The organism is Shewanella sp. 10N.7 (assembly GCF_020806285.1).
GTDB lineage: Bacteria > Pseudomonadota > Gammaproteobacteria > Enterobacterales > Shewanellaceae > Shewanella > Shewanella electrodiphila.
On record NZ_JAJGZS010000019.1, the window covers coordinates 1 to 24151 of the forward strand.

18 protein-coding genes and 1 rRNA gene are annotated in these 24151 nt (G+C 40.0%); 6 read left to right on the forward strand and 13 right to left on the reverse strand.

Annotated features, from left to right (window positions below; translation table 11 throughout):
• Positions 1-156: 156 nt before the first annotated feature.
• Positions 157-272, forward strand: a 5S ribosomal RNA gene (rrf, locus tag LMH66_RS12875).
• A gap of 659 nt (positions 273-931) precedes the next feature.
• Entirely contained in the window at positions 932-3433 is a 2502-nt protein-coding gene (locus tag LMH66_RS12880; RefSeq protein ID WP_229370506.1) for a putative bifunctional diguanylate cyclase/phosphodiesterase, read from the forward strand.
• 28 nt (positions 3434-3461) lie between these two features.
• Here the strand turns inward: LMH66_RS12880 and LMH66_RS12885 are convergent, their stop codons facing one another.
• Positions 3462-4445 (reverse strand): alpha/beta fold hydrolase, encoded by a 984-nt coding sequence (locus LMH66_RS12885; RefSeq protein WP_267869167.1) that lies wholly within the window; start codon positions 4443-4445, stop codon positions 3462-3464.
• 125 nt (positions 4446-4570) lie between these two features.
• Positions 4571-6406, reverse strand: a complete 1836-nt coding sequence (locus tag LMH66_RS12890; protein WP_229370509.1) for a DUF885 domain-containing protein — start codon at positions 6404-6406, stop codon at positions 4571-4573.
• A 237-nt stretch (positions 6407-6643) separates the two neighbouring features.
• On the opposite strand from LMH66_RS12890, the gene add reads away from it, so the two are divergent.
• Positions 6644-7639, forward strand: a complete 996-nt coding sequence (gene add, locus LMH66_RS12895) for an adenosine deaminase (RefSeq protein WP_229370511.1) — start codon at positions 6644-6646, stop codon at positions 7637-7639.
• A gap of 96 nt (positions 7640-7735) precedes the next feature.
• On the opposite strand, the gene hemN is transcribed toward add, so the two are convergent.
• From hemN to LMH66_RS12920, 5 genes are all read right to left on the reverse strand, one after another.
• A complete protein-coding gene (gene hemN / locus LMH66_RS12900) occupies positions 7736-9112 on the reverse strand; it encodes an oxygen-independent coproporphyrinogen III oxidase (protein WP_267869162.1) in 1377 nt (458 codons plus the stop codon).
• A 246-nt stretch (positions 9113-9358) separates the two neighbouring features.
• A complete protein-coding gene (locus tag LMH66_RS12905) occupies positions 9359-9820 on the reverse strand; it encodes a DUF2489 domain-containing protein (protein WP_102527040.1) in 462 nt (153 codons plus the stop codon).
• A 77-nt stretch (positions 9821-9897) separates the two neighbouring features.
• Positions 9898-10452, reverse strand: coding sequence for a Der GTPase-activating protein YihI (gene yihI, locus LMH66_RS12910; RefSeq protein ID WP_229370515.1), 555 nt, complete (start codon positions 10450-10452; stop codon positions 9898-9900).
• Between the two features lie 56 nt (positions 10453-10508).
• Positions 10509-11171: a methyltransferase domain-containing protein gene (locus tag LMH66_RS12915; RefSeq protein ID WP_229370518.1), complete on the reverse strand. Its 663-nt coding sequence runs from the start codon at positions 11169-11171 to the stop codon at positions 10509-10511.
• Positions 11172-11982: 811 nt separating this feature from the next.
• On the reverse strand, positions 11983-12603 hold the full coding sequence (locus tag LMH66_RS12920; protein ID WP_229370520.1) for a c-type cytochrome: 621 nt from the start codon (positions 12601-12603) through the stop codon (positions 11983-11985).
• A 167-nt stretch (positions 12604-12770) separates the two neighbouring features.
• On the opposite strand from LMH66_RS12920, the gene yihA reads away from it, so the two are divergent.
• Positions 12771-13433, forward strand: a complete 663-nt coding sequence (gene yihA / locus LMH66_RS12925) for a ribosome biogenesis GTP-binding protein YihA/YsxC (protein WP_102527036.1) — start codon at positions 12771-12773, stop codon at positions 13431-13433.
• A gap of 625 nt (positions 13434-14058) precedes the next feature.
• On the opposite strand, the gene polA is transcribed toward yihA, so the two are convergent.
• On the reverse strand, positions 14059-16821 hold the full coding sequence (polA, locus tag LMH66_RS12930) for a DNA polymerase I (RefSeq protein WP_229370522.1): 2763 nt from the start codon (positions 16819-16821) through the stop codon (positions 14059-14061).
• A gap of 385 nt (positions 16822-17206) precedes the next feature.
• On the opposite strand from polA, the gene elbB reads away from it, so the two are divergent.
• Positions 17207-17860 carry an isoprenoid biosynthesis glyoxalase ElbB gene (gene elbB, locus LMH66_RS12935; protein ID WP_229370523.1) on the forward strand — a complete coding sequence of 218 codons (654 nt, stop codon included), beginning with the start codon at positions 17207-17209 and terminating at the stop codon, positions 17858-17860.
• A gap of 259 nt (positions 17861-18119) precedes the next feature.
• Here the strand turns inward: elbB and glpG are convergent, their stop codons facing one another.
• The 5 genes from glpG to LMH66_RS12960 all read right to left on the reverse strand — a co-directional run bounded on the left by glpG (position 18120) and on the right by LMH66_RS12960 (position 22544).
• The gene (glpG, locus tag LMH66_RS12940) at positions 18120-18959 is read right to left on the reverse strand and encodes a rhomboid family intramembrane serine protease GlpG (RefSeq protein ID WP_229370524.1); all 840 of its coding nucleotides are present in this window, start codon (positions 18957-18959) and stop codon (positions 18120-18122) included.
• Positions 18956-19264 carry a thiosulfate sulfurtransferase GlpE gene (gene glpE / locus LMH66_RS12945; protein ID WP_229370525.1) on the reverse strand — a complete coding sequence of 103 codons (309 nt, stop codon included), beginning with the start codon at positions 19262-19264 and terminating at the stop codon, positions 18956-18958. The genes glpG and glpE overlap by 4 nt, the downstream gene beginning before the upstream one ends.
• 107 nt (positions 19265-19371) lie before the next feature.
• A complete protein-coding gene (tdh, locus tag LMH66_RS12950; protein WP_229370526.1) occupies positions 19372-20397 on the reverse strand; it encodes an L-threonine 3-dehydrogenase in 1026 nt (341 codons plus the stop codon).
• Between the two features lie 10 nt (positions 20398-20407).
• Positions 20408-21601 (reverse strand): glycine C-acetyltransferase, encoded by a 1194-nt coding sequence (locus tag LMH66_RS12955; RefSeq protein WP_229370527.1) that lies wholly within the window; start codon positions 21599-21601, stop codon positions 20408-20410.
• Between the two features lie 286 nt (positions 21602-21887).
• On the reverse strand, positions 21888-22544 hold the full coding sequence (locus LMH66_RS12960) for a TetR/AcrR family transcriptional regulator (protein ID WP_102527029.1): 657 nt from the start codon (positions 22542-22544) through the stop codon (positions 21888-21890).
• 323 nt (positions 22545-22867) lie between these two features.
• Between LMH66_RS12960 and waaA the strand changes: the two genes are divergently transcribed.
• A complete protein-coding gene (waaA, locus tag LMH66_RS12965) occupies positions 22868-24142 on the forward strand; it encodes a lipid IV(A) 3-deoxy-D-manno-octulosonic acid transferase (protein WP_229370528.1) in 1275 nt (424 codons plus the stop codon).
• The last annotated feature ends 9 nt before the right edge of the window (positions 24143-24151 follow it).

Here is a 24151-nt window from a genome sequence, read left to right on the forward strand (position 1 = left end):
AAAGGTAAGACTTAGTGAAGAATATAAAGCACTTAATAAAGTATGGTCATAAAATGCTCCTGCATTTATGACATCAAGTACATCCATGTACTTGAAACTCAAAGAAACAGCTTTCCGAATTTAGTTAATCGCTTTTGCGGTTAACAACCAAATTTGCTTGGTGACAATAGCATTGTGGTACCACCTGATCCCATCCCGAACTCAGTAGTGAAACGCAATCGCGCCGATGATAGTGTGGGGTCTCCCCATGTGAAAGTAGGTCATCGCCAAGCGCCTAATTTCTCTTAATTGAGAGCAGATAGCCCGTTACTTACGTAGCGGGCTTTTTTGTGTCTGGAATTTGAGTGAATGAGTTAGTTAGTAGCTAAAGCTAATATATAATGTGGTCGATATGCGCATGTAACAGTAGATAATCGCCAAGCGTCCCATATCTTTAAAATTAGTGCCTCTTAATTGAGAGCAGTTAGCCCGTTAATCACTTAACGGGCTTTTTTGTGTCAGGAGTTTGTGTCTAGAGTTTTAGTCTACTTGTTAGCAGGTTAGGCGAATCGATTGTGTGGATAAATGTTCATGTGGCTTGATAACACTAACAAACCAAGCGCCTGACCTTTCTTTATTGAGAGTAGATAACCTTTATTGGAATAATTGACTCTATAGTAGTTGTAACTTGGGATTAAAGAATTATTAGAGGTCATTCTCTATTACTATGAATTTATTTTTGTCAGTTTTAAACAAGGTGACTATTTAATCTTTGGGATATTTGTCCTGTTTAAACCATTCTAGATGCGTGGAGTAACAGAGAGATATTAGTCTTTATTTATCAGACAAATGAACTAAGTTAACCAGAAAAGGCTTTTATGGTTGTTGATTCAAGTCGTCTTTAGTATGTTACCAAAGCGACATATTCTTATTAATAATTAGTGGTGTGATTTTGCCAAAACGACCTTCTTTTTCACTATCTTTTTTAGTGCCATTTTTCTTATGCTCATTGTACTTATTATTAGTCAGTGGCGAGTTTTATTATGAAAAAGAAGAGTTACGTGCAGAGCTTGCTAACAATGAGTCGAAACAAATCCAAAAGGACTTGTTTCGAATGATCCATGTGGTTGAGTCTGCATTAGCGATACAAGATATTTCTAGGATAGAGCAAGAGGTTTCTTTAATCTCCACAGATAGCAATATGATGGTTTATGTCATATTGGATGCATCAAGTCGGATTAAGTTTGCTAATCATGTGATTTGGCGAGAGAGTGATGCCAAAAACGTTATTGAAGGATACTCTGATGAGCGGCATCAACAAGTTGTTGCTGCTGAAACCGCCTATTTTAATATCAACTATAATCGCCTCTCTATTCAAGCTTATTACCCTGTTAATACTGATGCAAAATACAGCTACTCCAGCGCAGTTGATGTTATTTACCTTGAATATGATATTTCTTCGTTAATTGCAGACGCATCAGATCAACTACAAAAAAGATTTATTTATATTTGGGGGGTTGGTGGATTATTAGTGATCTTCTTTTGTTGGGCTTTATATTGGTTGTTAGTTCGCCCTATTAAACTACTTACAAAACGCGCTAATAACGTTCTTCAATCTAAATCAGATAAAACCAGAATTAATTGCTTAGTCGAAGAGGTCTATAACTTAGGTGAGTCACTACTTAAAGTTGAAAAGCACCTGCTTGATAACAATCTTAAAGTTTCTAATTCAGAGCAGCGTTGGTTATATTCGGTTGGTGCCAATAATACCGGCATATGGGACTGGAATACTGAAACTAATGATGTGTTTATGTCTGATCTCTGGAAAGAAATATTAGGCTATAAACCCGAAGAAATAACCAATTGTTACGACACATGGGAAACACGTTTACACCCTGACGAAAAGAATACCGTGCTTAGAGCGATAGAGAATTGCTTGTCAGGAAAAACGACACATTATGAAAGCGTTCATCAATTGATGAATAAGGCTGGCGAGTTTATTTGGGTGCTCGATAGAGGACAAGTCATTCAATGGGGGGAGCAAGGTAAGCCAATAAGAATGATTGGTTCAATTACTGATGTTACCTTAGAACTTAAAAACCAGAAGATTACAGTAGAAAGACAAAGCCATGTGGGTGTATCGGATATTATCGATCGAGAGGCACTTGCAAATGAACTGTTTGATTTACAGGCATATGCACGTAAGTCAGATCAATATTGCACCATGTTACTTATTAATATGAGTAATATTAAATTAGTCAACGAGGCTGTAGGCGAGCAGCTTGGTGACAGATTACTAATGCAAATTTCAGCTAGATTAGCAGGGGCTTTTTCAGGCAGTTGCTTACTGAGCCGTTTAGGCGATGATGAATTTGTTATTGCAGCAAAAAACTTAGGCAGCAATTTAGAGCATGCCAATAAACGGGCGTTATCGTTAGCAAGCGAAGTTCGTCAAGTTGTTGGTAGAAGCTTTACCTTATCTGGTCAAACAGTATCAGTGTTCACCAAAGTCGGTATGGTGGTATTTGATGGTAAAGAGTCCTTAGAGCCTACTCAGCTATTATCTAGAGCAGATAAAGCCCTTGGTAAAGCGATTGAAAGCCAAACCAATACCTGTGTATTGCATAGCTTGCAACTTGATGGCAGCCATCATGAGCCACAAAAGTTACAACAAGAATTAAAGAAAGCGATTAAACAGAAGCAGGTGTCTTTGGTATATCAACCTGTTGTTGATATCGAAGGTAATACAGAAAGTGTTGAAGTCTTGATGCGGTGGTATCATCCTGAGTTTGGCTTTATTAGTCCGAAGCAGTTTATCCCCGTCGCTGAGTTATCTAATTCAATTTTTGAATTAGAACTGTGGATGCTTGATGAAGTGTGTCTGTTTATTCAAAGCTTGCAAAGGACAGCAATTACATGTCCATGTTTTTCTATTAATATCTCCTCAAGACACTTCCATCAGGACATGTTTGTTCAAGTGATCCAGGAAAGGATAAAGCAGCATGGTATCGAGCCTAAATTAATCCAATTGGAATTGTCTGAAGATATCTTTTCTATAAACGCAGAAACCGCTAAGAATAAAATTTTAACCTTACAACGTGTAGGTATTCGCATTGCACTAGATGATTTTGGTTCGGGTTTGTGTCCATTACATCGTTTGCACGGATTACACTTTTCTCAAGTTAAATTTGCCGCAAACTACATTGTTGATATTGCAGTGTCTGAAGAGTCTAGAAATATTTTTACTTCGCTGATAAATCTCACGAACCAACTTAATTACCCAGTCGTCGTTAAGCAAATAGAAGATCGTCAACAACTGACGGCCTTAAGTCAGCTGAAGAGTAATCTATTTCAAGGCTATGTGATTAGCCGTCCGTTATCACAACAAGATATAAAGCACCTACTTGAGTCTGAATTAACATTAAGTGTGGTGTGGAAGGTGCCTTTCAATTAAAGATTAGCCATTAAGGAGTGACTCTGTATCAATACTGATCAAGGAAGGTCACTAATGCTCGTAAAGCTTGATTGCGAGCATCATCTGCTTCAATAAACACTTCATGCTGACAATTGTTAATTCTGCGAATTTGACAGTACTTATTCTCAGCTCTATTTTGCGCCGCATTATCTACAATAGCATCGTCCATAGCCTGTAAAACCAGAATAGGCTTAATGCTAAGTGCTGCTGCTTTTATTGCTCTGTCCGCAGCATCCATCGCTTCTATTAGCCAACGATTGGTTGGTGAACCCAGTTGTATTTCAGGATCTTGTTGAAACACATCTAAGATCATCTGATATCGATTAGGGCTATTGGTAAGATGATTTTTTTCAAACACTACCGGCTGATAATCGGTGCCGCCTAAAACATAATTCGGTTGTTTATTTGGCTGCTTGTCACTAGAGGTATCCAACAAAGCGGCGAGTGAGCGAATGAAAGCTTTGTTAAATGGCAGCTTTATACCGTACATTGGGGCTGAAAATACCGCAGCATTAAATGTCGCTGGATATTGCTCCATATAGAGAGTGCCAATGGTTCCGCCCATTGAGTGCCCAACAAGATATAAATCGTTATGGTCGTTGGGTTTGACTATCTGTTCAATAAAGTCATTTAGGTCATTAATGTAGGTTTGAAACTTATCAATATGCCCTTGATGAGGGTTGATTGTTGTTCTTGATGATAACCCTTGGCCCCGATGGTCTAAAATGTAAAGGCTGTATCCCTGCTGATAGAGATCAAACATTAACTCTTTATATTTAAGATAACTTTCTACACGTCCGCTACTGATGACAATGGCTTTATCGTTATCAGGGTGTTGAATGTAAGCGTATGCTAAGGAGATACTGTCTTTGGTTAATGTTGATTGAGTGACGGTTTGCCAGAATTGCTGTTGCTGATTATTGTTTAGTTGATGTTCTGACGAAAAAAGCACAATACTCACCTTTATTAGTAACGACCAAATTGAAATCATATATCGAAGATGAGAGCAGTGTAGCAAACTAATTTGTGCAGTTTTAGCGAAAGCGTAATACAAAGATATTTGAATTGAAAATGTTGGCTGAAAACACATTCAGCCAACACTTTTAAACGATTAGTTTATGATTGAGCAGATTTTTGTTCTTGAATAAACTCATCTACTTTTTGTTCGAGAATATCCATCGTGACAGAGCCATTTTCTAATAAAGCATCGTGAAATAGGCGAATATCAAAATCTTCACCAAGTTCTGATTCTGCTTTAGTGCGTAATCGCTTAATCGTTAGCTCACCAATCTTGTATGATAGTGCCTGTCCAGGCCATGAAATATAGCGATCGATTTCAGTGGTGACATTGTGCATTGATAATGCAGTATTGCTGGCCATGAACTCAATGGCTTTATCTCGACTCCAGCCCTGAGTATGCATGCCTGTATCGACAACCAATCTAGCAGCACGCCACATTTCGTAAGTTAATCGGCCGAAATTACTGTAAGGATCTTGGTAGAAGCCCGCTTCTAACCCTAAATACTCTGAATATAACCCCCATCCTTCGCCGAAAGCTGAAATATAGCTATAGCGTCTAAAGTTGGGTAGGTCGGTTAACTCTTTATTGAGAGAAATTTGTAAATGATGGCCAGGTACAGCTTCATGTAAGGTGAGTGCTTCCATTTCATAAAGTGGGCGTTTATCTAGTGCATAAGTATTTACCCAGTAAAAGCCTGCTTCATCATCTCGATTTGAACCAGAATAACGTCCGGTGGTGTATTTCGGGGCTATTTCAGCAGGAACGGGTTTGATCCCGTAAGGTGTTCTCGGAAGCGTAGCAAAATATTGAGGCAAAATAGCGTCTGCTTTTTTAGCGATATAAGCCGCTTCCTTAAGCAGCTCTTCTGCAGTTTTAGGGTAAAACTGAGGATCTGTGCGTAAGAAATGTAAAAATTCAGGGAAGGTTCCTTTAAATTCTACATCAGTTATCACTTGCTCCATTTCTGCTCGAATTCTAGCGACCTCTTTTAAACCAAGTTGATGAACCTCATCCGCAGTCATATTAAGCGTGGTGTAGTATTCCACTCTGTTTTGGTAGAAGGCGTCACCATTAGGCATATCTTTTGCGGCAATAGAAGTGCGCGCGTTAGGGATATACTCTTCGGTCATAAAGTCATAAAACTGTTGATAAAGGGGTAGCACTTGTTGTGAAATAACTTGCTTACCTTTGGTTTCAAAGTCGACTTTTTGAGCTTCAGTGAAGTGGTCTGGAAAGTCGGCAAAAGGTTTGTAATAGCCACTGTCTTCAACACTGACAATATAAGCACTGATACTGTCTTCAAATCCATTTAGTGTCACTTTTGCAGGAGTGATACCACTACTCAGCCCTTGTTTTAACCAAAATGTCTGTTGAGCAAAGTATTTCGGCAATGCGGTCATTTTATCTAAGTAGTTCTGATAATCCTCTGATGTATTCAGTCGAGCATTTGCCATTGAGGCGACATAGGCATGAAAACCACTTTCAGCCGTTATAGGTAAGTAATGATCTTTGTAAGTGTACATATCGACACTGTTTTGCAATTGATATTGCAAAAGCTGAGCGTTAATTTTATCTGTTTTAGATAGTTTGTCTTTGTCCAACTGTTTTAAAGACGACAATAATGCTTTTTGACGTAAGTTTTTTTCAGCTAAGATTTCAGGAGATAAATCCGCAAGCAGCGCTGCTTTTGACTCATCGCCTAATGAGTAGGCCAATTGAGGTGAATAATCTACGTTAACTTGCCATGCATTATCTATAATTGTCTTTAGACTCATATCCTCAACAGTTGCCGCTTTTACTTCTTGCGGTTTATCGACGGTAGTTTCTGCTTTTTTAGTGTCGCCAAGATAATATTGAGCTTTTGACCCTGTGGTCATTTTACAGCCAGTAATAGCGAGCATGATAATCGCTGGCAAAATGAGCTTACGCATGTGAATTCCTTTATCGACAATAATTTACAAGAATAAATTACAAGTTAAATGACTAGCTAACAACATACCAATTCCGCATAAACCACGCTAGCGGAATCAGCGGAAATAATTGTTACTGATTATGCCGTTTAGGCGATAAAAACGTCACCTTTTTGTTGGGGCATGTTAAACTTCGCAGTGCTAGATGTTCATAAAACAAAAAACACATTTAGCTCAGAAAATTAATAGGGGTTAATAATGATCAATACATCCATTCCATTAGTTGATTTACACCGTCATTTAGATGGCAATGTTAGAGTCAAAACCATTTGGGAACTCGGACATCAGCATGGAATTAAGCTGCCAGCAGACTCGTTAGAAGCACTTGCACCTTTTGTGCAAATTCAGGGCAAGGAAAACAGCTTAGTCGCTTTTTTAAAAAAGCTAGATTGGATGGTCGCTGTATTGGCAGACTTGGATGCAGTTAAGTGTGTTGCCTATGAAAACGTAGCAGATGCAGCTATTTCAGGTTTGGATTATGCTGAGTTACGTTTTAGCCCGTATTACATGGCAATGAACCATAACTTACCGATTGAAGGCGTCGTAGAAGCCGTTATTGATGGGGTTAAAGCTGGCATGAAAGAACATGCTGTTAAGGTTAACCTTATCGGGATTATGTCGCGTTCATTTGGGCAGGAGAAATGTCGATTAGAGCTTGAAGGGCTTTTAGCACACAGAGGTGCTTTGGTTGGCATGGATTTGGCGGGTGACGAACTAGGTTTCCCTGGCGACTTGTTTAATGATCACTTTAAGCGAGTACGTGATGCTGGCTTACAAATTACCGCTCATGCTGGTGAAGCCGCTGGAAGTGAGAGTATGTGGCAAGCGATTCAAGAGTTAGGTGCAACACGTATTGGTCACGGTGTTAATGCGATACATGATCCTAAAATGATGGAATATCTCGTTAAGCACTCTATTGGAATTGAATCATGCCCAACCAGTAACTTACATACCTCTACAGTTGCTGATTACGCTTCACATCCATTTAATCAGTTTCTAGATGCTGGTGTATTAATTGGTTTAAATACTGATGATCCTGGTGTGAGCAACATTGATATTCAACATGAGTATCGTATCGCTAAATCTGAACTTCACCTGTCAAATGATCAGATTAGCCAAGTGCAGCGCAATGGTGTTGAGATGGCATTTTTGTCTGATAGTGAGCGCAAAGCTTTATACGCTTCAAAATTATAAATGGTCTAATAACACCATTTTTAAGCAATGAATAAAACAAAAAACCGCTGAAATTCAGCGGTTTTTTATTGTCGTGAATTTAATATTCAACAATTATTAAATCACACGAGAGAACTGTTGTTGACGTGCCTTTTGGCGGTAATACACGTCAAAGCACATACAAATATTACGAATTAACAAGCGACCAGTAGGGCTAATCGTTAGTTTACGATCAGTAATATCAACAAGTTTGTCATCGATGAAGGTTTGTAGAAGTTTTAAATCTTCTGCAAAGTATTCTTCAAAGTTAATATCAAATTGTTGCTCAATCTTAGTCAGATCTAAATCGAAATGACAAATCATTTGCTTAATCACCACACGACGAATTTCATCATCACGATTTAAGCTACAACCTTTCCATAAGGCATGACCTGCTTCATCAATTGACTCATAGTAAGGACGGATGTCTTTTTGGTTTTGTGCGTAGCAATCGCCAATTTGACTGATTGAAGAGACACCTAAACCTAGTAAGTCACACTCTTCTTGGGTGGTATAACCCTGGAAGTTACGATGTAGTTTACCCGCATTTTGTAACTTTGATAGCTCATCATCTGGCTTTGCAAAATGGTCCATACCAATGAATTGGTAACCTGCACCAGTAAGCGACTCAATTGTTTGATGCAACATATCAAGCTTCTGCTGTGGCGAAGCCATATCTTCATCTTTAATTTTACGCTGAGCGGCAAAACGCGATGGTAAATGCGCGTAATTAAAAATTGATAAGCGGTCTGGAGAAAGCTCAATGACACGTTTAATGGTTTCAGCAAACGTTTCTGGCGTTTGATGTGGTAAACCGTAAATTAAATCGGCATTGGTCGATACAAAGCCCATGTCTTTTGCTTTTGCCATTAAGTCAAAAATGAATTGTTCATCTTGCTCACGGTTTACAGCAACTTGTACTTTCTTATTAAAGTCCTGAACACCAATCGAAATACGGTTAAAACCAGCTTCTTTTAAGGTATCAAGCATGGTTAGCTCGATTTCGCGCGGATCAACCTCAATCGAGAATTCACCTTCATCAGCAAAGTTAAAGTGACTTTTGATTAATGAAGATAAGGTGAGAATTTGTTCTGGGTTTAAGAATGTCGGTGTACCGCCACCCCAATGCATTTGAGTCACGGTGTAGTTTTTGAATAGAGGAGCACGTTTTACAATTTCGCTCGCAAGGTATTCGATGTACTGATCAGCTTTATGAGCATGACGAGTAATGACTTTATTACATCCACAGTAATAACAAAGCTTGGCGCAGAAAGGAATGTGAATATATAAAGACAGCTTGTCGCTTTTACTCGTTTCAATTGCAGAGAGTAGGTTTTGCTCAGTGAAACTATCGTCAAACTCTAGCGCCGTAGGGTACGACGTATAGCGTGGACCACTGTAGTTATATTTTTCGATCATTGACTGATCCCAACTTATTTGTGTGGGCTGCTTCAAGGCACGTTCTCCGAGTAAATTAGCAATAGACGAAGTATGCAGCGATCTTAGACAAAAAACCTTGAACTACGTTGTAAATTTGAAATTTGATGTTGCTAGAAAGACGGTATTTAGTCTGAAATCTGTGAAGTTTTGTGAAATTGTGGGATGGCTCACAGCTTAGAAAGAAAGGTTAGGGCAGCAAATGGCCTGCTTATTAACGTGTTGATAATAATCAAGGCCATCTTAAATGCTGATTACTGTGTCTTAGTGAATGAAATGGAACTGGGTAATTTTCTGTGCATCCTCAGTTAACCCTTGTTCTAGCTTAGCTTCTGATTTCATACGCGCTAAATCTAACTTCATTCGTTGTTGTTTCTCGAGTGACTTACGGGCTTCTTTTATTGGATGCGCTTTAATGCAGTCATAATGCTCAAAGATATGTGGGAACTCTACTGCCATCTGTTCAGACATTGATAAAGCTTCAAATAGCTTAGCAATGCGCATGACTCCTTCAGAAGGTTCACATCGCTCCTCTAGCATTGCTGCAGCGATGTATTTTATGTCATCTAATACTTGCTGCTTTTTCGCTTTTGCTTCATCTAAGCGTTGCTGCTTAGCTTCAACAGCGTCTTGCTGTTGTTTCTTGACCTTTAATAGCAAATAACCGGCATAAGACGCTAACAGCACAATAACGATGATGGCGAGGGCAATAACAAGGCTAGACACAATTAATCCTTAATCGAGGTAGATAAATAACAGATAGAAAAATGGCATACCCAATGAGTATGCCATTTATTAATGATTTAAGACTGGTAGTCTTTTAATACATCAGCACCACTTTCGAAGCGCTCGTATAAATCATCATCAGAAGCAGGTTTTTTGCTAGTACTTGCTGTTTGAGCGGGAAGTTCTTCAGCATCTGAGATACCAAGTTTTTCCATTAATGCTTCCATTTTAGCAAGTTGGCTATCTAACCATTTTTGGTCATCAGCAGAAAGGTCTTTACCTTCTTCTAATAAGTCTAATAAATTATTTAATCTTGGGTCATCCTCAAGTTTCAATAATTTCTGCTCATCAGTCAGTTTAGGCTGCTTAACTTTAGCAACTGGCGCCGTTGTCTCTGCTGCTTTAATCATCAATGGCACAGGTTTCTTGCTGCCATGACGAGGGTCATTGCTTTTACTGGTCGTAACATGCGGTGATTGTTGCTCAATCAACGCCTCGTTGTGACGACTGCCAGACTTATGACCGTTATCTTTCTTTCTGCTGCCAGTGACTTTACGATCAGCCTTTTTGACTCTTGGTGCTTGTGTAGGGCCGTTTTCGCCGCCCTTGCGCGATTTTTTACTACGAGCCATCAGTGATCTCATGTGGTTGTAAAAAGTTGGCTAGATAGATAATCATCCACCTTGCACTAAATCAGGATGCGCTTTATATCAGACTTTGATGTTTTTTGCATCAATACGAGCTCTTTTGCTGCAAATAATAGCTTAAATTCGCTGTTTTGTGCTAAATACTCAAAAGTTTGTTGCTGGTAAAAGCTTACGTGAGTGGGATTGTTTTTAAAGTGCCACTTAGAAAAATGAGCTAAGTCAGTGAGTAATGAAGTGCTGATTGCTAACCAGCCGCCATTTTTTAATAAATTAGTGATCAATGACCACTCTTTGAGTGGTTGCTGAAAATGTTCCAGTACCCGATAGCAACAAATGAAGTCATATTGCTGATTAAAGATTTGTTGATCGGATTTGATAAAAGGGTCGTATTGGTTAAGGCGATGGCCAGCGAGTTCGATTATATCAAGACTTGCTTGGTCTAAGACTCTGCCAAAATTAAGTCCTGTTAATGGACCTTCTTGCTGTGCACTAATTTGACCAAGTAAAGGTTGGATAAACTGCACCAGTTGTTTTTGTTTAGCGGCTTTATTCGCACGGCCATAGCGCTGTAATTGTGCTGCTGGTATTAAATGTGATTGGGGGTTTGCGAAAACCAGTTGGCATTGAGGACAGCTGTAGAAGGCTCTTTTTTTATCTTGGATAAAAAACTCAGCAGTATGACTGCACAACGGGCATTTAATCATTGAAGTCAGATATGATCCAAACAAAGGCGAAGATTATCAATCAATAACAGATTTCTTGAAAAGAAGAAATAAAAAAAGGTGGCAGTAAACTGCCACCTTGCAAAATAGTGTTTATCACACCAAATTTTTATTCCAAGTATCCGTACTTGCTATGTGACTATCCCGGTCAATATCCATCTTATTTTTAGAGCTTTCCGTGCATTTTTTATTGTTATCGGTCATCAATGACCCTTTTTCTTAATCCTGTTGCCGTCCTGACCACAGCTTCCGTAGATGGTCTTCAATGACTCATCAATTTCCTAGTTGTCTCCAATGACATTAGTAAACAATCCATGTTTAAAAGTACCTTCCAGTGATAACAAGCCTCCGCAAGTGCATCCTAAGCAATTAGCTTCCTATGCCGCTACTTTAATCCTTAAAGTAGTGTCCTTATGGGGTTTTATCTCTGTTGCGTAAGGGAGTGCTATTTAAGCGAGTCGACCAATTGGTCTGTTCCTTACAAATTCTATATGACCTGGATTTCAAGCTGAAATCACGACTCTTATTATTATTAGCGAGTGGTCTTATTTATATTATTGTTATTTATTAATTTTATTCTTATATCTTAAATGTAAACGTATCCGAAATCTGTAAGATGGAATTAATATTTTTGTTCTTACAGCTGGGTTCATCTCGGTACGGGGCTATTTAACCCTAAATACGTGATCTCTGTCAAGCATGAATGTTATTAAGTTTACGTAAACGTCAACTTGGGGTTGTAAAAAAGGGTGAATAATCACCCTTTTAGCTTCATTTAAATATGAAGAAAAAATTACTTAAGACTTGAAATATATTGAGATAATACTTCAATATCACTGTCAGATAACTTTTTAGAAACATCTTGCATCATGCCATTCAGGTCGTTGTTACGATTTGTATCACGGAACTTAGTTAACTGAATTTTGATGTAATCAGCATGCTGACCACCAATAGCTGGGAAGCCGGCAAGTTCGCCGCCTTTGCCATCTGGTCCATGACATGCCATACATGAAGTGATACCGCGAGCCATGTCGCCGCCTTTATAAAGGGCTTCACCTTCAGCTGGCACATTGGCTACATCAGCAACTGTTTGTGTTTGACTTGCATAATATGCAGAAACATCTTTAATATCTTGTTCAGATAACGCTATTGACATACCAGTCATGGTAGGATCATTACGACCTTCTTTGCCGCCGCTTTTAGCTGCCGCTTGGAAATCATGTAATTGTTTTTCTAGATAAGATGCGTGCTGTCCGGCCAATTTAGGCCAAATAGGGGCAATGCTGTTACCGTCAACACCGTGACAGGCAGAACACATAACTGATTTAGTTTTACCCGCTTCCACATCACCTTCAGCGATTGCAGGCGTTGATATAGCGGCAAATACAGACAGCGCAAGAGCTAACTTTTTCATGGCGTTCCAACTTCTTGTTTAATTTATTGTCCTGAGCTTACTAGGAAGACCCGCAAGCGTGGTAAAATCTACAAACTGTGATCAGGCTAATATTTTACACGAAAATGTGGAAAAGTAAGCAAATCTTACATAATTAAGGTATTACCCCAAATTTATTGGAGCAAATCGTGTCAGAAACGCGTATAGATTTTCGAAAAACCAAGTTTTTAATTAGTGCGCCAGACATTGCGCATCTTGATCAGTATCTTCCTGGTGATACCGGTGTAGAAATTGCGTTTGCTGGGCGATCCAATGCAGGTAAGTCTAGTGCTCTCAACGCTTTGACCGAGCAAAAAGGCTTGGCAAGAACCAGTAAAACCCCTGGTCGTACTCAACTTATCAATGTATTTGAATTAGATGAAAACCGTCGACTCGTCGATTTACCAGGTTATGGTTTTGCAAAAGTGCCATTGGCATTAAAGAACAAATGGCAAAAAGCCCTTGGTGAATATTTGCAAGAACGCACCTGTTTAAGCGGTGTAGTTGTGTTAATGGATATTCGTCATCCTCTAAAAGATTTAGATCTGCAAATGATTGAATGGGCAGTGTTAAGTGAAATACCAGTATTAGCCTTGCTGACTAAATCAGATAAGCTTGCACAAAACGTTAAAATGAAAACGGTTAACGCTGTGCGTAAAGAGTTGGCTGAGTTTGGTGACTGGGTCAAAGTAGAGCCGTTTTCATCCTTAAAAGGAACCGGTAAACCAAAAGTGTTGGGCATTCTTAACGAGTGGTGCAACCCAAGTTGGCTAACTGAAGCAGAGAAGCAAGCTGAACAAGACTCGGAATAAGAAACGATAGGCCTGCAGTCTTTTACTAACAAAAACCGTTGAGTTTATATAAATAAACTTAGCGGTTTTTTTATGCTCAAGCTTTGTGCATTAGAGGTTTTAGTGGGAGAGTGCAGCGTTTAAACAAAAAAAAACCGACGACATATTGTCACCGGTTAAAAAAATTAGCTCTTTTGGGGAGAAGCTAAATTCAACAAGACTCAAGTGCCATCTACTCATCGACGACGCTCAATAAAACTATAATAATCGTTTTTTGAACAAATTTAAAGTATTTACTCTAAAATAAATTTGGGGCAAAAAAAAGCTCCAGCATATTAAGATGCTGGAGCGCCATAATTCGGCTTGTCACTATTTCTAGTGAAATAAAAGGTCTGAAAGATGGAACATCTTAACCTCTGTACCCTACGCAGAGAATAATACTTCATTAGCCTTAAAATGAAAAACTGTATTTTGTAAAAATGAACAATAATGTGAAGTTTGCCACATTTGAAGGTGTATTTTTCACCTTGTTGGTGTTTTTTAGGCCTAAAAACAACAATCCCATAGTTGCAAAACTACGGGATTGTTTATTTCTTAAAGTGAAACAGTTTATTTTCCTGCTTAAAGGCAGGATCAAATGGGCATATTAATGAGCTTCATCCCAGTTATCACCAAGGCCTGCTTCTGCTAATAGGGTGACATCTAAAGTGGCCGCTTGTGCCATCAATTCGCACACTTTTGCTTTAAGTGACTCAGCTTGCGCTTCTTCGACTTCAAAAACCAATTCATCGTGAACCTGCATCATCATAGTGATTTCACCATGGGTGTCATTCTTGATCCATTGATCAATATTAATCATGGCTTTTTTGATGATGTCTGCAGCCGTACCTTGCATTGGTGCGTTAATCGCTGCTCGTTCAGCAGCTTGGCGGCGCATAGCATTTCTATCCTTAATATCAGGAAGGTATAAACGTCTGCCATAGTGTGTTTCTACGTAACCGACTTCAGCCGCTAATGCACGGGTGTCTTCCATATATTTAAGGACACCAGGGTAACGGGCAAAATAAGTATCGATATAAGTTTGTGCTTCCTTACGCGGAATATCTAATTGCTTTGCTAAACCAAAGGCTGACATACCGTAAATCAAACCAAAGTTAACCGCTTTGGCACGGCGTCTTTGCTCGGTGGTCACTTCTTCAAAGTGAACACCAAATACCTCAGCTGCTGTGGCTTTATGAATATCTTTATTCTCGGCAAAGGCGGTTAATAACCCTTCGTCTTGTGAAAGGTGCGCCATAATGCGCAGCTCGATTTGAGAATAATCGGCAGCTAACACTTTACGACCTTCAGGGGCGATAAAGGCTTGTCTAATGCGGCGACCTTCTTCAGTTCGAATTGGGATGTTTTGCAAATTTGGCTCGCTTGATGATAAACGCCCCGTGGCCGCATTCGCTTGGTGATAACTGGTATGCACACGACCCGTTTCTGAGTTCACCATTAACGGTAGCTTATCAGTATAAGTGCTTTTAAGTTTAGACAGGCTTCTGTGCTGTAAAATCAGCTTTGGTAGTGGGTAGTCTAATGCAAGCTCAATGAGTACATCCTCAGCAGTTGACGGCGCACCTTTTGGGGTTTTTTTGATGATCGGGTATCCGAGTTTTTCAAAAAACAAAGCTTGTAACTGCTTAGGAGAGCTTAAGTTAAACTTCTCGCCAGCAATGTCATAGGCTTTGGTTTCAAGCTCATCAATCTTCTGTGCCAATTCATCACTTTGCTGACTTAGTAGCATGCTATCAATTAACACACCTTGACGTTCGATATCTGACAAGACTTGAATAAGCGGTAATTCAAGCTCATTAAATACAGATGTAAGAGAAGGTTCTTTTTCTACTCTTGGCCATAGGTGCTCATGTAATCGAAGGGTGATGTCAGCATCTTCAGCAGCATAAGGGCTGGCCGTGTCTAAATCGATTTGATTAAAGGTGAGTTGTTTAGCCCCTTTACCTGCGATTTCTTCAAAACTGATATTTTTGTGGCCTAAATATTTAAGTGCCAAACCATCCATATCATGACGAGATGCTACTGAGTTAAATACGTATGATTCGAGCATCGTATCAAAACGGACACCTTTAAGTGAAACGCCTGCATTAGCAAAGATGCTGATGTCATACTTAAGGTTTTGACCCACTTTTTTGATGCTATCACTTTCTAATATAGGTCTTAATTGTTCTAGCGCGTATTCAACAGGGAGTTGTTCTGGTGCATCTAAATAATCATGGGTTAATGGCAGGTATGCGGCTTTTCCGATTTCGACAGCGAAAGAGATACCGACGAGCTTCGCTTCCATATAATTTAGGCTGGTGGTTTCAGTGTCTACAGCAATTAAGTCCGCTTTAGATAATCTAGCAACCCATTTAGCTAAATCGGCTTCAGTAAGAATCGTTTCGTATTCTGCTTCAATTGTTGGAGCGGCTGGTGGAGTGTCTTCAGTTGTTGTGCTTGAATTAGCAGCTGAAAAGCCTGATTTATTATCTAATACTTCGGCTAACCAACGTTTGAACTCCATTTCGCCAAATAATTTCACCAGCTCATCACGGTTTTGCGGCTTAATCTCTAATGGTGCCCAATCATCATCCCATTCCACATCTGTTTTGATTGTGGCGAGGTCGTATGAGAGTTGCAGCATCTCTTTATTGTCTTCAATCTTTTTAGGCATGGTTTTAGAACCACGGAAAGTCACATCTAATACGCTTTCAGGATTTGCGATAAGCTTATCGACTCCGCCTACACCCGTTAGCATTGCTAATGCCGTTTTTTCACCAACGCCAGGTAAGCCCGGAATGTTATCGGCTTTATCACCCATCATGGCAAGCAGGTCAATAATGAGTTCTGGTCCGACACCAAATTTTTCAGTGACTTCAGCTGGTCCCATTATGGTATCTGTCATGGTGTTAATTAAGGTGACATGCTCATCAACAAGTTGAGCCATATCTTTATCACCCGTACTAATCAGGGTTGCTCGACCTTCTTTACTGGCCTTAAGCGCAATAGTACCAATGACATCATCAGCTTCAACGCCTGGAATACAGATTAATGGCAAACCTAAGGCGTGAATGATGGCATGCAAAGGTTCAATTTGACTGCGTAAGTCATCAGGCATTGGTGGGCGCTGAGCTTTATATTCGCTATACATGTCATTACGAAATGTTTTGCCCTTTGCATCGAATATAACTGCAATATGACTTGGGTTATATCGGCTCATTAAGCTACGAAGCATGTTGACTACACCGTAAACAGCACCAGTTGCTTCGCCTTTAGAATTAGTCAAATGTGGTGGTGCATAAAATGCGCGATAAAGATAAGAAGAACCATCCACAAGGACGAGTGGGTTATTGGGGATTGTTGGCATAGTCTATTTTCATGTTCAGTATTCTGAGATGGCCTTAGAATGCCACATACAAGGATTTTCGGCCACGGGAAATTAACCCTCAGCCTGTGGATAAGTCTGTGAGTGAATTAATTTATCATCTAAGATGGTTTTAATTACGACTGGGAATAAAACTCTTAACCTTATGATTTTTTACGTTTTTTAATATTTTTGTGAGTTGAATTGTAGTTTTAAAAAATATTCCGAATATGTGGACTTTTTTAATATTCTTATTGATTTACTCGATTATTTGGTACAGTTTTTAAACCGTGAAACAAATTCGAGAAACTAAGTTAGCATGTTTTTTAATCAGATCAATAGATTTGTTTAAAAAAAGTTAAATTAATCGAAATTCAAAGGATCAGAAATGAAAAATATTGCAGTACTACTCAGTGGGTGCGGTGTTTATGATGGCGCAGAAATCCATGAATCGGTATTAACGCTATTGGCTTTATCTAAAGCAGGTGTGAACTATCAATGTTTTGCACCTGATATTGAACAAATGCACGTCGTAAATCATTTAAATGGGGAAGTTAGCGCTGAAGAAGCGCGCAATGTACTTCAGGAGTCTGCCCGATTAGCTCGTGGTGAAGTGAGTAATATTACCGAGCTTAATATCAGCGAATTTGACGCACTTATTGTACCTGGTGGTTTTGGGGCAGCTAAAAACCTATGTGATTTTGCCGTTGCTGGTAGCGCTAGCAAATTGCATCCTGAGGTTGAATCCTTTATTCAAGAATTTGCCTTAGCTAAAAAGCCGATGGGTTTTATGTGTATTGCACCAGTGATGATGCCAGCTATTTTTAAAAGTGGCGTTAAAGGCACCATTGGTAATGATTCTGGTACTGCGCAAGCCTATACCGAAATGGGTGGGCAGCATGTTGATGCAACAGTGGAAGATATTGTGGTTGATATGGATAATCTTGTTGTTTCAACACCAGCCTATATGTTGGCGAATTCTATTGTTGACGCAAATATAGGAATAGAAAAGTTAGTGGATCAGGTTTTAAAGATGACATAGTCAGCTTAGTAGCAATTTGGTATAAACATAAACCGCTTCAAGCACCAAACTTCAGATAAATACTGATAAATATTTATCTGAAGTCAGGTTAACTCAATTATTCATAAGCAAGGAAGCAATATGAAACGAACTATACAAAACTCCTCAACGACGATGGCTTTAATCTCAGGGGCAACCTTTGGAGCGCTGATATTTTGGGTTGCTTATTTTATTGTTTAACAGAGCTTTAGTGGTATTCAAGATAGCGATAATTTAATCGTTATCTGGATCGTTTACGACTATCAAATGCCCCTTGAGCTAACCCCACAAGCAAGCCACCAATATGAGCTCCGTTCGCTATAGGCATGCCGAGTAGATCGGTAAAACCAAGTACTAACCAAATCAACATAAATGTCATGTAGCTATTTGGAATACCGATGCCAGACTCTGGTGCACGTTGGCCCATAATCCAGGTGTAACCAACCACGGCGTATACTACGCCTGATAAACCACCGAAGTTTGGCCCCGTCATCATGTACTGGACTAAGCTGGGCAGACTGCCTGCTACAAGTAATAGAATCATCAATGGCCGAGTGCCGAGTTTGGTTTCAATTTTACCGCCTAAATACCACCACCAGAGTAAATTGAAGAGAAGATGCATCGCTGAGAAATGCATCAAGCTCGGGGTGAATACGCGCCATACCTGGCTAAAGTCGCTGTTTGGCACCGCACTAAAAAATGATAATTGGCTGAAAACTTGGTTAGCAAAACCAAGGTTCATTGCAACAAAAACGGCAACACATACAAAAAAGGTAACTAAAGTGAGTGGTCCTGCTCCAGTAATGAATTGTTGAATCAACCCTAAGGAAGAGGAACCGTAATCTAGTTTGGTTTGAGTGGAACCATTGTCCCACGAGGCTTCTAAATACTTTTTCTGATATGGATTTTGTTTAAACTGTTCAAACTCATAGCGAGCTTGCTCAGCTTTATCTTGTTGATAAACGACCAATGCTACACCATGCTCATTTACGATAGGCACGCACTCAATATCTAGACCTTTTAAGTAGTCGATAAAGGCTTGCGCTGCTCTTGCGTGGGGTAGTTGGCCGATTTCAATCATGCGTGCGCTTCACTCCAAGCGGTAAAACCGCCATCAAGACTATAAACGTCATCAAAGCCTTGTTCGATAAGATACCCAGCCGCACCTTGACTACTAATACCGTGATAACACACCACTACAAGTGGTTTATCCATATCTGCATCCGCAATAACGTTGGCAATGTTTTCATTGGTGAGATGAATAGATGTCTCAATATGACCAGCAGCATAACTGGCCGCATCACGAATATCGACGATTTGGATATCATCAGAGTCTGCTGTCATATGGATAAGTTCGTTAATTGAAAGGTGCTTGAAAGTGCTCATGCTATACCGCTGCTGTTTGAAATGAGATTAAGAAGATAACTGAAGTATCTAATAAGGGGCTGTATAGATACAACCCCTTTATTATTGCGGCAATTTATAACTGGGAATTAATCCCAGTTTAAAATCACTTTTCCTGATTGGCCCGAACGCATAGCATCAAAGCCTTGTTGGAAGTCATCAATTGCGAAATGATGAGTGATAATTGGCGATAAATCTAAACCAGATTGAATAAGGCTGGCCATTTTGTACCAAGTTTCAAACATTTCTCGGCCATAAATACCTTTAAGGATAAGTCCTTTAAAGATAACTTTACTCCAATCGATAGCCATTTCACCACCAGGAATACCCAGCATGGCAATTTTGCCGCCGTGATTCATGGTATCGAGCATTGAATGAAACGCTGATGGCACACCAGACATTTCTAGGCCAACATCAAAGCCTTCTGTCATGCCTAAATCATTCATGACATCTTTAAGATCTTCTTTGGCAACGTTAACTGCGCGAGTCGCACCCATTTTGCGGGCTAAATCAAGGCGATATTCATTCACATCAGTAATGACCACATGACGTGCGCCAACGTGCTTACATACTGCAGCCGCCATAATGCCGATAGGACCAGCACCAGTAATTAATACATCTTCACCAACAACATCAAATGATAGTGCTGTGTGTACTGCATTACCAAATGGGTCAAATACAGACGCTAAATCATCAGAGATATCATCAGGAATTTTGAACGCATTGAATGCAGGGATAACCAAGTATTCAGCAAAGGCGCCATCACGGTTTACACCGACACCAGAAGTGTTACGGCATAAATGAGTACGGCCGCCACGACAGTTACGGCAATGACCACAAGTAATATGGCCTTCACCTGAAACACGGTCGCCAACAGTAAAGCCGCGGACCTCTTGGCCCATATCAACCACTTCACCGACATATTCGTGGCCAACAACCATAGGTACAGGAATAGTATTTTGTGACCATTCATCCCAGTTGTAGATATGAACATCAGTGCCACAAATGGCGGTTTTGCGGATTTTAATCAATAGGTCGTTATGACCCATTTCTGGCTTAGGTGCATCCACCATCCAGATGCCTTCTTCAGGCTTTAATTTGCTTAATGCTTTCATCATATCGACCTTAAATTATGCCCATCTCTTTACCAATACGGGTAAAGGCTTCGATCGCTTTATCGATTTGAGGACGGGTATGCGCCGCAGACATTTGCGTACGGATACGGGCTTGTCCTTTTGGTACTACAGGGAATGAGAAACCAACAACATAGATGTTTTCAGCTAACAGACGGTTTGAGAAGTCACCGGCTAATTTAGCATCACCAATCATCACAGGGATAATGGCATGATCTGCACCTGCTAAAGTAAAGCCAGCTTTAGTCATTTCTTCACGGAAGTAACGGCTATTTTCCCATACGGCTTCACGTAATGCGTGGCCTGTTTTGAGCATTTCCAATACATGAATTGATGCACTGACAATAGAAGGAGCGAGTGAATTAGAGAATAAGTATGGGCGCGAGCGTTGACGTAACCAATCAATGACTTCTTTTTTACCAGAAGTGAAACCACCCGAAGCACCACCTAATGCTTTACCTAATGTACCGGTAATAATGTCTACACGATCCATTACTTCGCAGAATTCATGGGTACCACGGCCGTTGTCACCGACAAAACCAACAGCGTGCGAATCATCAACCATCACAAGCGCGCCATATTTATCGGCTAAGTCACAAACGCCTTGTAAGTTAGCAATGACACCGTCCATTGAGAACACGCCATCTGTAGCAATCAGGATATCTCTTGCTCCAGCTTCTTTTGCTGCTTTTAACTGTGTTTCAAGATCGCTCATATCATTGTTGGCATAGCGGAAGCGCTTGGCTTTACATAAACGCACGCCATCAATAATGGATGCATGGTTCAATGCATCCGACACAATCGCATCTTCAGGACCCAGCAAGGTTTCAAACAAACCAGCGTTGGCATCAAAACAAGAAGAATACAAAATAGTATCTTCCATGCCTAAAAAGTCACTGAGGCTATTTTCTAGTTGCTTGTGGATATTTTGGGTACCACAGATGAAACGAACTGACGCCATACCGAATCCATGGCTGCTTAAACCGTTTTTCGCTGCATTAATTAATTCAGGGTGATTCGCAAGGCCTAAATAGTTGTTGGCGCAGAAGTTAATGACTTCTTCACTATTTACGTTAATGGCTGTTTGTTGGGCGGAAGTGATGACACGTTCACTCTTATATAAGCCTTCAGCTTTAACATCGACAAGTTGTTGATTTATACGGTCGTAAAATGAGGTAGAGGCCACCTGATTTCTCCTAAATATAGTTTTAATATGGAAATCGCTTGACGGCATTCTAACCTTAATTTTCGTGGCTCTACAGTGTTTTTTTTAACCTGAATAGCAACATAAAAATGATTAGGGCTAGAGCTGTTTTCACATTAGATATACTAATCAGTAACAAGCTATAACTAAGTGCTGATTAATGAATGACTTAATATGTTAACAAAATGGAAGGCCGCCTTTTATGACTCTATTTTAGTCGTAAAAAGGCGGTTTGTATGTGCTGGTGGATAAGTGGCATTTTCAGGCTTTACGCAGCGGCGTCACGCTCTTGCGAAGCAACATCTAAATAGTGCTGTTCAAGGCGGGTAAAGGTTGCCTCTGAGCCAGGTGTGGAATACGCCTTGAATATCATCAATACCCGTAGCAAGCCTTCATAAAGGGTTGCTTTAGTGATGGTTGACGTACTTGATTGAGTGAGTTGGTAGCTAATCCAAAAGCTCACCATCATTTTAATCGTGTCAGCTAATGCTGTGACTTTTTCGTCTTCAATTTCAAGAAAACCATCACTGATTAATTTTCTTAATACATTGCTTGAGCGACTCAGCACTTGTTCTTGCGCAGTTAGGTAGCGGGCTTTTAATGCTTCGTCACGGCTTAAGATATCGGCGAGGTTGGCGTACATGAATCGAAATTGCCACAGGGTATAAAACATGGCATCGAAGTAACCCATTAGTAACTCAATATCAACCGTTGTGTCTTCGTAAGGCTTAAAACCAGACTCGAGGTGACTTTCGTATAAGGCAAAAATTGAGTTAATAATGTCTTCTTTATTTCGAAAATGATAATAAAGATTACCTGGGCTGATATTGAGGTGCGCTGCAATATGATTGGTGGTGATATTACGTTCACCATGTTCGTTAAAGAGTTCAAGACTGGCAAAAACTATTTTATCGCGGGTTTTCATATCGATTCCAATTATCATTGCTAAATACAGGAGTCTTGATGACTCAATACGATGCTTAGCGCATATCCTTATGAATGTTATACCAAACGACATCAATATCTGGTCAGTTCAGATGCTGGCAAGCTTTCATATCGAGGGTTGCTTAACACCATCCAACAATATCTCTGCAAGTCTCTTTAGCCTAGTCTGAGCCTGACTTTTTTATGCTTATCCAACCTAGCTCACTGAGTTGAGTTTATGTTGAATGATCACATATTTATGTGGTTTAGGTTTATGTTAACATTGTGTTTATCTGACAAGCAAAATTGATTAAGCACTCTTTCATGACTCGTGGCCTATATTCTGTCTTACTGTATCTTCTTTCACCTCTTGTGGTGTTGTATTTGGGCTTTCGTAGTATTAAAAGTCCTGATTATCGCAAACGTTGGGGCGAAAGATTTGGGCTAACTCGATTATCTCAAGCCGATGTGTTGATCCATAGTGTGTCTATGGGGGAAACATTAGCGGTAATTCCACTGATAAAAAAACTTATGGCCGCTCACCCAGAGTTAAACTTCATTATTACTACCACTAGCCCGACAGGTTCAGCTGAAGTAGTAAAAGCATTTTCTGACCATTTAAATGGGCGAGTTCAACATTGCTATTTACCCTTTGATATCAGTGTTTGCGTAAAACGCTTTTTGCGTCAAGTGCAGCCTAAACTATGTATCATTATGGAAACAGAGCTTTGGCCAAACTTGGTATATTTTGCTAAACAGCAACAAGCTAAGGTTGTTCTAGCAAATGCACGTTTATCGGCAAAGTCGGCGGCCAAATACTTAAAACAAGCAGGTTTAAGCCAGCCGATGCTAGCGTCACTTGATGCCATTGCGGTTCAAACACAACGAGAATGCGAGCGCTTTGAGTCTTTAGGCGTGAAACCTGAAAAAATTACCGTTTGTGGCAGCTTGAAGTTTGATTTACACATTGACGACAGTAAGCACCTACAAGCGAAAGCATTACGCTCTGAATGGCAAAGAAATGACGTACCAGTATGGGTTGCAGGTAGTGTACATCCTGGTGAGTTTGAAATTATGCTCAAAGCACATCAGCAAGTGTTAGCTAAATATCCCAACGCCTTATTGATTATGGCGCCAAGACACCCTGAGCAGTTCAATGTCGCAGCAGTGGCGACGACACAGCAAGGACTAACTCTTTCAAGACGAAGTATGAACCAAGCCGTTACTGAAGGTGTGCAAGTATTACTTGGCGATACCATGGGAGAGTTGCTGATGCTCTACGGCTGCGCTGACTTTGCATTTATTGGTGGTACGCTCATTGAAAATGGCGGTCATAACCCGCTTGAGCCCGCTGCGATGGGGTTACCAGTTAGTGTCGGCCCGCATCATTGGGATTTTGCAGAAATTACACAATTATTAGTCAATGCTGGTGGGTTAGAAGTGATCACAGATGCGGATTGCTTAACCAAACATATTTTAGGCTTATTAGAAGATCCGCAGCGCTATGAACTTGCTGCAAAAGCGAGTTTGCAAGTAGTGTCACAAAATCGCGGAGCATTAGATAAGCAAATCAATGTCATTGAAAACCAACTGAGCTGAATGCTTCAC